Annotated in this window: 14 protein-coding genes; 7 read left to right on the plus strand and 7 right to left on the minus strand. The window is 60.7% G+C overall.

All coding sequences use genetic code 11. The features are described from left to right. Positions 1-30: 30 nt before the first annotated feature. From RTCIAT899_RS30505 to RTCIAT899_RS30520, 4 genes are all read left to right on the plus strand, one after another. Positions 31-912, plus strand: a complete 882-nt coding sequence (locus tag RTCIAT899_RS30505) for an NmrA family NAD(P)-binding protein (RefSeq protein ID WP_041678273.1) — start codon at positions 31-33, stop codon at positions 910-912. 27 nt (positions 913-939) lie between these two features. Next, positions 940-1,314, plus strand: a complete 375-nt coding sequence (locus RTCIAT899_RS30510; RefSeq protein WP_015343705.1) for a hypothetical protein — start codon at positions 940-942, stop codon at positions 1,312-1,314. A gap of 67 nt (positions 1,315-1,381) precedes the next feature. Continuing rightward, positions 1,382-2,098, plus strand: a complete 717-nt coding sequence (locus RTCIAT899_RS30515; RefSeq protein ID WP_015343706.1) for an SDR family oxidoreductase — start codon at positions 1,382-1,384, stop codon at positions 2,096-2,098. Positions 2,099-2,208: 110 nt separating this feature from the next. Continuing rightward, positions 2,209-2,670, plus strand: a complete 462-nt coding sequence (locus RTCIAT899_RS30520; RefSeq protein ID WP_015343707.1) for a MarR family winged helix-turn-helix transcriptional regulator — start codon at positions 2,209-2,211, stop codon at positions 2,668-2,670. 246 nt (positions 2,671-2,916) lie between these two features. Here RTCIAT899_RS30520 and RTCIAT899_RS30525 read toward each other — a convergent pair whose 3' ends face one another. The 7 genes from RTCIAT899_RS30525 to RTCIAT899_RS30555 form a co-directional block, all read right to left on the minus strand. After that, entirely contained in the window at positions 2,917-3,390 is a 474-nt protein-coding gene (locus tag RTCIAT899_RS30525; protein ID WP_041678274.1) for a MarR family winged helix-turn-helix transcriptional regulator, read from the minus strand. A gap of 161 nt (positions 3,391-3,551) precedes the next feature. Next, on the minus strand, positions 3,552-4,865 hold the full coding sequence (locus RTCIAT899_RS30530) for an MFS transporter (protein WP_015343709.1): 1,314 nt from the start codon (positions 4,863-4,865) through the stop codon (positions 3,552-3,554). A 152-nt stretch (positions 4,866-5,017) separates the two neighbouring features. Beyond that, positions 5,018-6,049 carry a 2,5-dihydroxypyridine 5,6-dioxygenase NicX family protein gene (locus tag RTCIAT899_RS30535; RefSeq protein ID WP_015343710.1) on the minus strand — a complete coding sequence of 344 codons (1,032 nt, stop codon included), beginning with the start codon at positions 6,047-6,049 and terminating at the stop codon, positions 5,018-5,020. A gap of 42 nt (positions 6,050-6,091) precedes the next feature. Next, a complete protein-coding gene (locus RTCIAT899_RS30540) occupies positions 6,092-6,733 on the minus strand; it encodes an N-carbamoylsarcosine amidohydrolase (protein ID WP_015343711.1) in 642 nt (213 codons plus the stop codon). An 11-nt stretch (positions 6,734-6,744) separates the two neighbouring features. Then, complete coding sequence (locus RTCIAT899_RS30545; protein WP_041678490.1) at positions 6,745-7,497, minus strand: maleate cis-trans isomerase family protein; 753 nt, start codon at positions 7,495-7,497, stop codon at positions 6,745-6,747. Between the two features lie 71 nt (positions 7,498-7,568). Beyond that, positions 7,569-8,369, minus strand: coding sequence for an alpha/beta fold hydrolase (locus tag RTCIAT899_RS30550; protein WP_015343713.1), 801 nt, complete (start codon positions 8,367-8,369; stop codon positions 7,569-7,571). Then, positions 8,366-9,502: an FAD-dependent monooxygenase gene (locus RTCIAT899_RS30555; RefSeq protein ID WP_015343714.1), complete on the minus strand. Its 1,137-nt coding sequence runs from the start codon at positions 9,500-9,502 to the stop codon at positions 8,366-8,368. Before RTCIAT899_RS30555 ends, RTCIAT899_RS30550 begins: the two co-directional genes overlap by 4 nt. 228 nt (positions 9,503-9,730) lie before the next feature. On the opposite strand from RTCIAT899_RS30555, the gene RTCIAT899_RS34465 reads away from it, so the two are divergent. Genes RTCIAT899_RS34465 through RTCIAT899_RS30565 form a run of 3 tightly spaced genes read left to right on the plus strand, consistent with a single transcriptional unit; the run spans position 9,731 to position 13,928 of the window. After that, on the plus strand, positions 9,731-9,862 hold the full coding sequence (locus RTCIAT899_RS34465) for a hypothetical protein (RefSeq protein WP_280117192.1): 132 nt from the start codon (positions 9,731-9,733) through the stop codon (positions 9,860-9,862). Further along, a complete protein-coding gene (locus RTCIAT899_RS30560; protein ID WP_015343715.1) occupies positions 9,859-10,383 on the plus strand; it encodes a (2Fe-2S)-binding protein in 525 nt (174 codons plus the stop codon). Before RTCIAT899_RS34465 ends, RTCIAT899_RS30560 begins: the two co-directional genes overlap by 4 nt. Further along, on the plus strand, positions 10,380-13,928 hold the full coding sequence (locus tag RTCIAT899_RS30565; RefSeq protein WP_015343716.1) for a molybdopterin cofactor-binding domain-containing protein: 3,549 nt from the start codon (positions 10,380-10,382) through the stop codon (positions 13,926-13,928). Before RTCIAT899_RS30560 ends, RTCIAT899_RS30565 begins: the two co-directional genes overlap by 4 nt. The last annotated feature ends 7 nt before the right edge of the window (positions 13,929-13,935 follow it).

Here is a 13,935-nt window from a genome sequence, read left to right on the forward strand (position 1 = left end):
ATATGCTCTCACATGCGAAGGAGCGAAATTATGAGTGAGGCTGAGGTACTTGTAAGCGGAGCGACCGGACGGACCGGCGGTGCCGCGATCGATGAATTACTTAAGATGGGCAAGTCGGTGCGCGCCTATGTGCGTTCGGACAATGAGCGGGCGAAGGCCCTTAGGCAGCGGGGAGTGGATATCGCCATCGGCGACTTCACTCGTATAGACAGCATCCGTGCCGCCATGGAAGGCGTCCGATCGGCCTATTTCCTTCATCCCATCTCACCGGGCATCCTTGGTGCTGCCGCCTACTTTGCACAAGCAGCAAAAGAGGCCAGCGTGACCGCAATCGTCAACATGTCGCAGATTTCGGCGCGTCGTGAATCGACAAGCCATGCGGCGCAGGACCATTGGATTTCCGAGCGGGTCTTCGACTGGTCCGATGTTCCGACAACGCATCTCCGCCCGACCTTCTTTGCCGACTGGCTCGTCTATCCGCATTTTGCCAGGGAGATATGGGGCACGAAAAAGATCGAGTTTCCGTTTGCCGATGGGCGTCACGCACCGATCGCGACCGATGATCAGGGGCGGGTGATTGCGCATCTTTTGGCAAATCCGCGGGGGCATGAGGGCAAGATTTATCCCCTCCATGGACCGATCGAGATGAACCATACCGAGATCGCCGCCGCCATGAGCGAAGTGCTTGGCACAAAGATCGACTATGCGCCGACTTCGATCGACGTGTTCAAGGACAAGATGGAAAATCTCTACAAGTTTCCGCCTTTCCTTGTGCAGCACCTGGTCGAAGTCGCCCAAAACTATCGTGATGGCATCTTTGCGGGCACGAACGATGCTGTTGAGAAAATCACCGGAACGCCAGCACTCTCGGTCCAGCAATTCATCACCAACAATCGTGCCGCCTTTGCGTGAGCACCGTCGAGGTAAGGAGCTTGAACAATGTCGAATATTCAAGGCGAGCGTCACCCGTTTCTGGACGACCTGACTGCGGACGCGGAGCTGACCAGCTCCGTGCTTCGAGGTCCCGTCATCGGACGCGACGAGATCAAGCTGGCCGTCAACACAGTCGGGACCTTCTACGCTTCGCAGCATCCCACGTTTCTCGAGACTGTCGGCGCGCGCCTCTTTCTTGAATACGAGGCGGTTCTGACAAGCGGGGAGAGGCTGAACGCCACCGTCGTCGTCGATCGCAACTCTGATGGTTCGGTGCCACGCGTCAGCGTGCGGATGAGCCCGCTTGGTGCTGTGTTATCTCTTGCCGCCAATCTTCGCGAGGCACTGTCCGGCCGATTGCCGGAAGACCTTTTTCTTTAAACCAAACGCCCTCAGGCAGGTATGGATATTGATACCCTGATCTGTGGCTTTAGAGAGGTAATTTGTCATGGATGTTACCAACGCCACCGTTTTCATTACCGGAGCTAATCGCGGCCTGGGTCTCGCCTTCGCACGCGAAGCCCGTCGTTGCGGGGCAAAGAAGGTCTATGCCGGCATGCGCAATACGAACGGCTTCGACGAACCGGACATCATTCCCGTCCGGATCGATGTCACGGATAAAGCATCGATCGCCGCAGCAGCGGAACTGGCGACGGATACCGATCTGCTGATCAATAACGCGGGCATCGCTGCTCTTATCGACGGGCCTCTAGCAAACGATATCGAAGAGCAGTCGCAGCGTCTATTCGATACCAACTATTATGGCGTCGTCCGCGTCACGCAGGCCTTCGAGCCGATCCTGTCGGCCAAGCCGCGTGCCGCCATCATCAACGTGCTATCCGACATCGTGTGGCTCCCACGGCCCATTTTGACGCCCTACGCTGCATCAAAGGCAGCGGCATGGAGCTTCACGAACCAGCTTCGCTTTCACCTTCAGGATCGTAGTATCCAGGTTCTCGGTCTGCATGTGGGTTTCGTGGATACCGACCTGACCAATGGCATCGATGTGCCAAAAGCCAGCCCGGGAGATGTGGTGCGCCAAACCTATGAAGCGCTCGCCGCCGGCAAGAGCGAGGTCATGGCTGACCAGGGAACGGTACTGCTGAAGAGCACGCTCGCTGCCGAGGTACCCGGTTATATCATGCCGCCGGCAGGATTGTTCTAAGCGCTAAGATGGTGGAGAAACGCCAAGCCACAGGCTATGTGATGCGAAGAGCTTGGACTTTTCGGCCATATGGCCTGCGGACGGTAGTTAGGATTCGAAAGGAAAGCGACATGTTGTCGGCGAACCAACCGCTTGGAATTGATCAATGCAATTGCTCCGCAATGAGAAAGGCGAGCCGACAGATCACGCGGTTCTACGATGCCCATCTTGAGCCCGTCGGGCTGCGTATCACGCAGTTCCTGACCCTGGCGGCTATCGACGAAGCTGACGGTGCCACCGTCAACGCGCTCGCGGAACGGCTCGATATCGAGCGGACGGCGATGGGAAAGATGGTTGGCTTTCTGGAACGCGACGGTTTCGTCATGATCAAGCCATCACCCGCAGACGGTCGAGTTCGTATCATTGAACTCACGGACGAAGGCCGACGCCTGCATGAGAGAGCGGCTCCTCTTTGGCAGGATGCGCAGCGAGAATTCGAGCGACTAAATGGTACCACCAAGGTTGCAACGCTCCGGCACAGCCTGAAAGAGATCGTCGTCGGCGACTTGCCGGCCGTCTCGTCCGGAGACTGAGCCTCCGGAAGAGACCCGCCGATGACGGACCAATCAAACGGACGGACGTCAACGGGAGCGGGAAAAAGCTGGGGGTTAGGCTGCGAGGTCGAGCTTTGCCCGTTTGAGACGGCCTGCGACGGCTGCTCGGACTTGAAGAACCCGATGAGCGCCGACAAAATTACCGGTCTCCCTTAAATTGCAGTAGCAAGAGATGCTGGTGGCGCATATTTGTCGAAAGCGTTGGTGATACGACATTGCGGCATCTCAGTCCTCGCCCGGTTCATCTTCCGTGATCTTTTTCAACAGGAACAGTAGCGCGACCCGTTCGGCAGGGTTAAGCCGTCCCATCGTCTTTTCGCTGATGATATGCGCGTTCGGATACATGGAGCGCAGGACCGCTTCACCCTTCGCCAGCAGCGAGATGATAACCTTGCGGCCATCGGCAGCATCCTTGGAGAGGTTGATGAGACCACGCGCCTTGAGGCGCTCCACGATGCCGCGAATAGTTGCCTGATCGACCGAGGTTGCCTTCACCAGCTCGGCCTGCGAACTCGGGCCACGGTCGTGGAGTGTACAAAGGGTGACAAACTGCACGGAGGTCAGATCGGGATCGCTAGCATTTTCCTGGAAAATCGCAAGATGCCGCTGATAGGCCTTGCGCAACAGATGTCCAACCTGCTCGGTCACCTGATAGCCCGCCCGCGGGTCCGCTTCTCCGATGTCGCTATTTTCTGCCATGCTCGCGTCGTCCGCTCCTATTGACGCTTCTAATCCTCCAAAATCCAACAAATCGCAAGCGGGCCGAACCGCAGCGTGACATGGAGGAGAGGCGGACGAGCAATCGCTTCCCGAGGGAATCCCCCGTGAACGGCATGGGGCCGACCACGGGGGCTGCCACTCTATTCGAGAGCCATGTTCCTGGATTCAGCATTGATGAAGGCTACGCTGACTGCCGCAAGCAACAGAAGACCGGAGATAACACCGAGCGCCAGACCAAAATTCGAGGTCATGACCGGCGCGACAATCGACGGCGCCAGAAGCCCCCCGAAACGCGCGACGGACCCGGACAAGCCCATGCCGCTGGCGCGAAGCGTGGTCGGATAGATTTCCGGCGTGAAGGCGTAGATCGCGCCCCAGGTGCCGAGCAGCGCAAAGCTGAGCAGCAGCGTTGCGGAGATGACGATCTCGACCGACTGGCCCAGCCCATAACCCAATGTGCCGATGGCGCTCAGGATCAGGAAACCGATCAGCGTCGGCTTGCGGCCCCATTTCTCGACGCCGTAGGCCGCCAGCGCATAGCCCGGAAGCTGGGCGATCGCCAGCACGAGGAGGAACAACTGACCGCGCATGAAGCCGAAGCCTTCTCCTGCCAGCCGCACCGGCAGGTAGACAAACACGCCATAGTAGGAAACCGAGATCAGCATCCACGCCAGCATCAGGAAAATGGTCCGACGCCGAAGCTCCGGCGACAGCAGCGCGGCAATCGACTTGCGCTGTGGCACCTGCGGCGTCAGCGGCGCGATCTCGACGACGTTGCCGTTGGTGGCGGCGACACGCTGGAGAACCTTGCGTGCCTCTTCCGATTTTCCCTGTTGGTTGAGATAGAGTGGTGACTCCGGCACGTAAAAGCGCAGGACAACACCGACAAGCGCCGGCAGACCGGTCACGAAGAAGATCGTGCGCCAGGGCTCTCCGCCCTGCGAACCGGCGACCAGTGCGAGAAGCGCCAGTGCCACAGTTCCCACAGCCCAGAAGCCTTCGAGCAGCACGAGCCAGCGACCGCGTCGGTCTGACGGAAGAAACTCGGCCATCATGGCGTAGTCGACCGGAAGCGTTCCACCCACACCAAGACCTGTCAGGAAGCGCGCGACGAGCAACCAGTGCAGATCAGGAGCAAAGGCCGATGCCACACCACAGATCGCGTCGAGAATGATTGCGATGAACAATACCGGCCGACGGCCGATCCGGTCGGCAAGGCGGCCAAAAGTGAACGCGCCGACGAGCATGCCGAGAAAGAAAAACGTACCGGTCTGAAGCGCCTGTGGAACGGTGACGCCGAAGCTTGCGGCAATTGAAGGTGCGGTGAAGCCGATTGCCAACACCTGCATGGCATCAGCGGCCCAGACAAGCCCGAAAATGATGAACAAACGCTTCTGGAAGCTGCCGACGCCGGCCGCCCTGAGACCCTGTTCCACGGTGATTGGAGTTTGCATGTTACCCCTCGTTCCTTTTTGTTTGGGATTACAGTCGAAGCGGTGATCTTCGCCACCTTGGCGCCAGTGAATTGACGCACGAACTCATTCGTTCCGGTCGCGCGACCGGAACGTTGGGATTGACCGAATATGCCGGAAACCCGGCGCTTCTATCAGTCGAACTTTGCCTGCATTTCCTTCACGGCGATTTTGCCATCGAGCACCATCGGCTCGTCATCCAGGAACAGTGAACAACCGCGCATCGGAATATCCAGATGGCAGGCAGTGTCGTTCGGGCCGCCGAGCTCGTTGTTCGGACCGGTGGAGAACATGACGTTGCCGTAGAAGGAGCGAGCTTCCATGCCCATGCCGCCCGGGAATTCTCCCGGCACCATGCGATGCCACTTGGCATTCTGGTTCAGACCCCAGCCGACATGGCTCATGCCCATTCCGCGCGGATCGTTGAAGCCTTCCATATACGATTTGACCAGATCGGCATCGAGCCCGCCTCTGATGTCGGTGATCCAGCCCTTTTCGATCGTGTAGGTGATCGGGTCGCGAACGTAGATGTTCTGCGGCAGCAGGATATCGCCCGGTGCAACGACGATTGTGCCGTCGACGCCATCATCGTCACCGCCGGTGAAGACGAAGCCGGACGGCCAGTGGTCCCAGCGGCCGGGCTCGTCGGTGCATGCATATTCGGTGATGGCAGGATAGGTGTTGAGCTTATAGGTGACGTCGGTGCCGTGCGGCGAGGTGATCCGCATGACCTTCGCCTTGGAGAGCAGGTCACCGGCGAACTCGACGCGCTCACGCAGTTCCTTCGTCGGCAGCATGCGGGCGAGAACTTCCGGCGGTTCGACAGCGGTCAGAATGCGCGTCCCGGCTGCCTGGATCGCCATCTGCTCCGGACTGAAGAGCAAGAAGATGCAGTCGATCAGCATGTCGGCGGCCTTGAGGGCCTCAACCGCTTCCGGCATGGAGGCGAGGCCCGTTTGGCCGACCGCCCATGCGCCTGCCGGCGGCACTGGCGGCAAACGCATGTGATACATCTTGGCGCCGAGACGCAAACCCGCCGCCATGAAGGCGTCGGCATAGTCCAGACGCTCGTTACCCTGTGTCAGGACGATAAGTTTTTCGCCCTCGTGGACGCCCGACATCTTCAGCTGATGCAGGCAGATTTCCGTGAAGCTGAATTGATCCATGCTCGTTCCCCTTGTTGGTTGAAGGCTCAAGTGCTCTTGCGGTTACGGACAGTTGGGCTTGACTTTAGCGATTTCGGCAATCGCCTCCTCTCGTGAAACGACGTCGCCATACTTGCTATCGATGTCGAAGAGGTTGGCATTGTGCGGGTCTGGGTGGCGGTCGCCGACGCAATCACGCACGACAATGGCCCGAAACCCGTGCTGCACTGCATCGACCGCGCTGGCGCGGATGCAGCCGCTCGTCGAGCATCCTGCCATGATGACGGTATCAATGCCCTGCGCATGCAGGTGGGAAGCAAGGCTGGTGCCGAAAAAGGCGCTGGCATATTGCTTGACGATGACAAGCTCGCCGGCCGCCGGCTCTACGCTCTCGCAGAACTCGGCCAGCACATTGCCTTCGACCATGGCCTTCATGACCGGCGACTTCTTGACCCACATGCCGCCATCGGCGCAGTTTTCCGCAAGATAGAGAATGCGTGTGTGGATTACGGGGATGCCTGAAGCCCGGGCGGAGGCGATCAGCGCCGGTGTTTGTGCCACCGCTTCGACGACGCCGGGTGCGTAGAGCGGCGCTCCTTCGATCGTGTATGCCTTGAGAAAATCGATAACGACGAGCGCTGGCCGCTGGCCGAAACCGACGCGGTTGCCCCAGACACCCTGATAATTGGCTTCGGCGGTTTGCATTCTCGTCTCCCTTAGTAGGCGCCGGACAGAAGCGCGCCGGCACCCGGCACAACGGCTTCCAGCCCGAGCGATTTCAGCATGCAATAGGTCGTGGCGACAGCGGCCGTCAGCACGGGCTTGCCGGTCATGGCTTCGACCTTCGCGATAACAGGCAGCGAAGGCATCTGGACGCAGGCCGAAAGGACGATCACATCGACATCCGTTAGATCTAGCGTCTGGACGATGGCCGGAAGATTTTCCGGGTCGTGCCGGGCGACATCGAGATTGTCGGGGATTTCCAGCGCGCGCCAGTCCATGACCTCGAAGCCCTCTTCGCGGATATAATCGACCACGAGCTCCGTGAGCGGCTTCATATAGGGCGCAACGACGGCAATCTTCCTTGCATTCATCACCTTTAGGCCCTCGATCAGGGCACCGGCGCTGGTAACGACTGGAATGTTCGCGCCGTTTTCCTGCGTGCGCCCCGTCAGGCGCTTTTCCGACTGGCGGTGATAGCCGAGACCCATCGCCATGATGGCAACAAGGCAGGCATAGCCCAGCACATCGACGCGGGCATCCGAAAGCTCGACGGCGCAGCGGTCCGATTCCGCATCCATCGCCGCCAGCTCTTCCTTGACGACCTTCTTCATCCGCATGCGGCTTGAATGGAATGTGAAACGCTCGGGCCGGATGGACTGGCGAGCCGTCAGCATGGCTGGAATTTCGGTTTCCATCGTGGTGTTGGAACTCGGAACGATCTGGCCGATACGGTAATATTTCTGCACGGATGAAATCCTCTGCTGCATGGAAGGCGAAAAACAGGCAAGCGGCGAAGCAAAACGCTCCGCCACCACAATCAGCGGGACAGGAAGTCGCCGAGCGCCAAGAAGAAGCCGTCGAAGTCATCCCACGGGATCATGTGACCGGCGTCTGGCACGCGAGCGATCTGCAGCGAGGGATTGAGACCCTTGATCTCTTCTTCGTCGGCCGCTTGGATCACGCCGCCACGGCCCGCGACCATCAGCATCGCAGGAACGGTCAGGGTGGCGAAATCAGGCAAGATGTCGATGTCGTGGAAATCGTTGAACGCCTTGACGATCCCAGGCGCATAGCAGGTATGGAGCCATTCGGCGCGCAGCTGCAACTGTTCTTCGGTCCAAGTCGGGCAGAACGCCTTCATCGCCTCGGCATCCATTCCCTTCTCGGCCAGTGCGATCGAATCCGTGTACCACGGCAGCTTGCTCGGATACGGGCGACGGCCGGGACCGGAAACCGGCGGATCGATCAGCGCCAGACGGCTGAAGGAGCCGGGCGCGCGGTTGGACGCCCTCATCGCGATGCGCGCGCCCATGGAATGGCCGAGAATGCCGGGCTGTCTCAGTTCAAGCTCGCCGGCGAAGGCGATCACATCATCGGCCATCGCATCGAGGCCGTAGTCGAGATCCGGACCCGTCGACGAAAGACCACGGCCGCGGACGTCAAGAACATAAACGTCATGGTGCAGCGAGAGGCTTTCGGCAACGAAACCCCAGGTGATTGCCGGCGATGTTATGCCGGGAACCAGAATGACCACCGGCCCCTCGCCGCCATAGCGCAGATAGTGCTGCCGGATGCCGTTGGCGAAGACATTTGCACCATGGAGGAACCGGCTGCTCATGCTGCATTCTCCGTGCGCAGCGGTTCGGCATAGACGTCATAGCCGTAGACCCAGGACGGATCCTCCTGCGTCAGCAGGAAGGTATTGGCATTGGAGACGCTCTGCACGCGGGTTGCGCGATCACGGCGATTGGCTTCGTAAAGGCCGAACGCGGTAGCGAAATCGTTGACGCCGGTCTCCTGGAGGCAGCGCGTCAACATGGCGGCATCCTCGATGGCCATGGCCGCACCCTGCGCCATGTGCGGCTTCATCGGATGGCAGGCATCGCCCAGCAGGACAAGTCGGCCGCTGCTCCAAAGAGGCAGCGGGTTGCGGTTGAACAGCGGCCACTTAGTGACCTCGTCCGTGCTTTCGATCAACGCCTGGATGATGGGGTGATAACCCTCGAACTCGGACGCCATTTCCTCGCGACTGCTGGGTACGAATGCAGTATCGAATTCCCAGGCCGGATGAGGCACGCCGGTGACGTAGTAATATTCATCGCGACGAGCCGTCGTGTAGTAAACCATCATATGGCGGTCCGGACCCCACCACTTGACGCAATCTTCGAAGGTCAGGTTGTATTTCCGCAGCTTGTCGGAGGAAATTAGCGCACGATGGCCGACCCAGCCGCTGTAGTTTGGCTTCTCCGCACCCAGCAGCGTTTCGCGGACGCGTGAATTGATGCCGTCGGCGCCGATCACGATGTCCGCCCTTACAGACGTCGCGTCTTCGAACTCGATGAGAACATCCGTGCCATTATCGTCGATACGGGTCAGCTTCTTGCCGAAATGCAGCGTTCCCGACTGCAGGGCGTCGCACTGGATGCCCTGAAGATCACCACGATGCACGGTGCAGTAGGTCGCGCCATAACCTTCAAGCGGAATACGCGACAGATAGTCGCCACTGATACCATCACGGCTGAACCAATGACTAGGCGTGCTGCTGATGCTGACAACCTTTTCGGCAACGCCGATGCGCTCGAAGATCTTGAGAACATTCGGCCCCATGTGGATGCCGGCGCCCAGCCGCGAAAAGCTCGGCGCCTGCTCATAGACGTTCACATCGAAGCCGGCATGCTGGAGCAGCGCTCCCGCCACAGCGCCGCCGAGGCCGGCGCCAATAATCGCGATTCTTTCCTTGCTGCTGGACATGGCCGACCCTTCTCGCCGTCACCTGGACGCGTAAACTGGAATTGGAAGTATGACAAATTTTGTAGCGCATACGCTATAAATAGCAAGTGCAGCTTCTGCACTTTTGCAAAAATTCCTTCTGGCTTTTCCGAGAAATATGATTATCGTCGCTGTTGCCGGCACATGCATATGCATGGAGAAACGGCCATATAAAGTGCATACGCTTTATAAATGAGCAAGGAACAGCAAATGCGTGACGTGATCTGCAATCGCGTCATTATGAATTGCAGGCATCAGGAAGAGGCCTTCAGCATAATGGCGTATTTGAGTATCGGCGGCCTCACTTTGGCCGGTGACCGCGCCATGGAGCCGGGCTTTTGAAAGAGGCCGCCTCATTCAGCTTGAACGTCAACGGCACCGTCAGCGACATCGAAGCCGGCGGCGCAACGCCGCTCCTTTACATCCTCAGGAACGATCTCTGCCTCAACGGACCCAAATACGGGTGCGGCCTCGGCGAATGCGGAGCCTGCGCGGTCCTCGTTGATGGCCGGCCCGTGCGCTCGTGCGCCGTGCCGCTGAAGGCGATCGGCGACCGCAAGGTCACGACGCTTGAAGGCCTGGGAAAGCCCGGCCATCTGCATGTCGTCCAGCGCGCCTTCATCGAAGAGGCCGCAGCGCAATGTGGCTACTGCCTGAACGGCATGATCATTGCCATCGTCGGCCTGCTGGAAGCGACGGCGGAACCCGACGAGAGCGATATTCGCGCGGCGCTCCGGCATCATCTCTGCCGCTGTGGCACGCATATGGAAATACTTGCCGCAGCACGCCGCGCCGTCGCCTATGCAAAGGCTGAAAAGTCCGCCGGCTCGGGAACGGAAGACAGGATCGAGGTTTCGCCATGAGCATCCACCGCGAAGCACCGAAGGCTACCTACCTCGCCACATCAGACATCCTACTAATCGTCTCCGATGCATCCCTAGGCGATGCAGCCGAGCTCTATATCGCCATCGACAGCAACGGTCGCGTCAAGGCATTCAACGGGCATGTCGATCTTGGAACCGGCATCCGTACATCGCTGGCGCAGATCGTCGCCGAGGAACTGCATGTTCCTTTCGAGCATGTGGAAATGGTGCTGGGCGCGACTTCCGCCGCCCCCAACCAGGGCGCCACCATCGCCAGCGAGACGATCCAGATCACCGCCGTGCCGCTTCGGCAGGCCGCGGCAACGGCGCGTCATCACCTCATGGCGAAGGCTGCTGCCTTGAAGGGCACCGCGGTCGAGCACCTAGTCCTTGAAGACGGCGTCATCCGCGCCGGCAACGGAGCGAACTGGAGCTTCACCTTCGGCGAACTCGTCGCGGGAGAGCATGTGCGCCTGTCGATCGACGCCAGTGCGGAGTTGAAGCCCGCGTCCGCCTACCGCATCGTCGGCTCCTCGCGACCGCGCGTGGACATCCCGGCCAAGGCAACCGGTCAATGGACCTATGTGCATGACGTGCGCGTGCCCGGCATGCTGCATGGCCGGGTCATCCGGCCGCTCTATGCCGGCTTTGATCACGGCGAGCATGTCGGCAACAGCCTCATATCCATCGACGAGGGCTCGATTGCCCATATCGATGGTGTTGTCGGCGTGGTCGCCATCGGTGATTTCGTCGGCGTCGTCGCAACGCGCGAGGAGATCGCCATCGAGGCTGCGAAGACGCTGAAGGTCGTGTGGCGGGAGCCGCCGCAGCGGCCGGATCTGAATGCGCCGGAGATGGCCCTGCGTGCTAATCCCGCCACGCCCCGCAAGCTGATCGATCGCGGCAATGTCGAGATGGCGCTCGCCGGCAGCGCCGAGCCGATGAACCGCACCTATATCTGGCCCTATCAGATGCATGGCTCGATCGGGCCGTCCTGCGCCGTGGCCGATTACAGCGACACCGGGCTGACCGTCTGGTCGGGCACGCAGAACCCCTTCCCCATGCGTCGCGATCTGGCACTCCTCCTCGACATGCCCGAGGACATGATCCTCGTGGAGCGCCTGGAAGCCGCCGGCTGCTATGGCCGAAACTGCGCCGACGATGTGACTGCCGATGCCGCGCTTCTGTCCCGCGCCGTGCGCGCGCCAGTGCGCGTGCAGCTCACGCGCGAGCAGGAGCATGTCTGGGAACCAAAGGGCGCCGCCCAGATCATCGACGTGCGCGGCGGCCTCGATCTCGAGGGCGGCCCTTCGGCCTATGATTTCGAGACGCGCTATCCGTCCAATCTCGCGCCGACATTATCGCTGATCCTGACCGGCAAGGTCCCACCGGTGTCCGACGTAGTGCAGATGGGTGACCGCACGGCGATCCCACCCTATGCCTATGGCAATCTCCGGGTCACCGTCCACGACATGCCGCCGATTGCCCGGGCCTCGTGGTTCCGTGGCGTTTCCGCGATGCCGAACACCTTCGCGCATGAATGCTATATTGATGAACTTGCGGCCGCGGCCGGCGTCGATCCGATCGAATACCGGCTGCGATACCTTCACGATCCCCGTGCCGTGGACCTCGTGCACGCCCTGGCAGAGCGGGCGAACTGGGTGCCTCACACAAAATGGGGCACGCTCGGCGGTGAAGGCGACCTGCTTTACGGCCGCGGCTTCGCCTATGCCGTCTATATCCACGGGCCGTTTCCGGGCAAGGCTGCCGCCTGGGCCGCCTGGGTGGCCGATGTCGCCGTCAATACCAAGACCGGCGAGATCGCCGTCACGAAGGTGACCTGCGCGCAGGATTCCGGGATGATGATCAATCCCGATGGCGTGCGGCATCAGATCCACGGCAACGTCATCCAGTCAACCAGCCGGGTACTGAAGGAGCGCGTCGAGTTTTCCTCCACCGCCGTCACCTCGAAGGAATGGGGCGGCTATCCGCTGATCACCTTCCCCGAATTGCCCGATATCGACGTGCTGATGGTTCCAAGACAGGACGAGCCGCCGCTCGGCGTCGGTGAATCCGCTTCCGTTCCGAGCGCATCGGCCATCGCCAACGCGGTCTATGATGCCACCGGCATACGCTTCCGCGAACTGCCGCTGACGCCGGAAATGGTGCTGGCGGCGCTGAAGGGCGATACGGCCACGCCGCCTCCCGCACCGCCCGCGAAAAGGAAGCGGTGGTGGAATATCGGCATCTGGACTGCCGGAGCCGCGGCGGCAATTTCAGGGCTTGTGGCGATGGCATCCCCATGGCGGCCGGCGATCGCCACGATCGAGCGGCCGGACGTGAATGTCTACAGCGCGGCGACGATCGAGCGCGGCCGCCTGGCCGCTGCGGCGGGCGCCTGCAATGTCTGCCATGTCGGCAACGACGGCACGCCCTTCGCCGGCGGCCGACGCTTCGACACGGCATTTGGCACGGTCTATGCCACGAACATCACGCCGGACGTGAAAAACGGCATCGGCGCCTGGTCCTACACCGCCTTCGAGCGAGCCATGCGTGAAGGCATCAGCCGCGATGGCCACCATCTCTATCCGGCCCATCCCTACACATCCTTCGCTGGCGCTGAGGATGCGGACCTGCAGGCGCTCTATGCCTATATGATGACGCAGACGGCAGTGGCGGACAAGGCGCCGGAGACAAAGCTGAAGTTTCCCTATAGCATCCGCACGATGATGGCAGGGTGGAATGCGCTGTTCCTGAAGTCGGCGCCCATCACCTACGACCAGACGCGCAATGCCATCTGGAACAGAGGCGCCTATCTCGTCGAGACGCTTGGCCACTGTTCCGCCTGCCACACCGAACGCAATGCGCTGGGCGCTGAAAAAACCGGGAGTGCCCATCTCTCCGGCGGCTTTGCCGAAGGCTGGGAGGCGCCTGCGCTCAACGCCATGGCCAAGGGTCCGGTTGGCTGGACAGAAGATGCCTTCTACGACTACCTGCGCACGGGCCATTCGCGCGACCACGGCAGCGCCGCCGGTCCGATGGCTCATGTGGTGGAGGTCATGCAGCCATTGCCGGACTCGGACATCCGCGCCATGGCAAATTATCTGGCGAGCCTGAATAAGGACGGCGACCCTTCGAAGGCCGTGGCCCAGAGCCAAGCAGCGATTGCAGCCAGCGAAGCGGCAAAGGTCAGTGCGGGACTGGTTTCGCCCAAGGGCGAGCGCATCTTCAATGGCGCCTGCGCCACCTGCCATACCGGCAACACGGTCCTCTCATCGCTGGCGCTGAACAGCAATCTGCATGCCGATACGCCCGACAATCTTATCCAGGCGATCCTCGGCGGTGTCGAAGCCCCGGCTATCCTTGCGGAAACCACCGGCCGCGAAGCGCCGGAAGTCATGTCCATGCCGGCATTCCGCGATACGCTGAACGAGACTCAGCTGAAGGATCTCACCGACTACCTGCGCGCCCGTTTCGCGCCGGACAGGCCGGCCTGGAGCGACACATCGGCGGCATTGCAACGCGTTGCCGCCACCGCACACTGAGGAACAC

The organism is Rhizobium tropici CIAT 899 (genome assembly GCF_000330885.1).
Taxonomy (GTDB): domain Bacteria; phylum Pseudomonadota; class Alphaproteobacteria; order Rhizobiales; family Rhizobiaceae; genus Rhizobium; species Rhizobium tropici.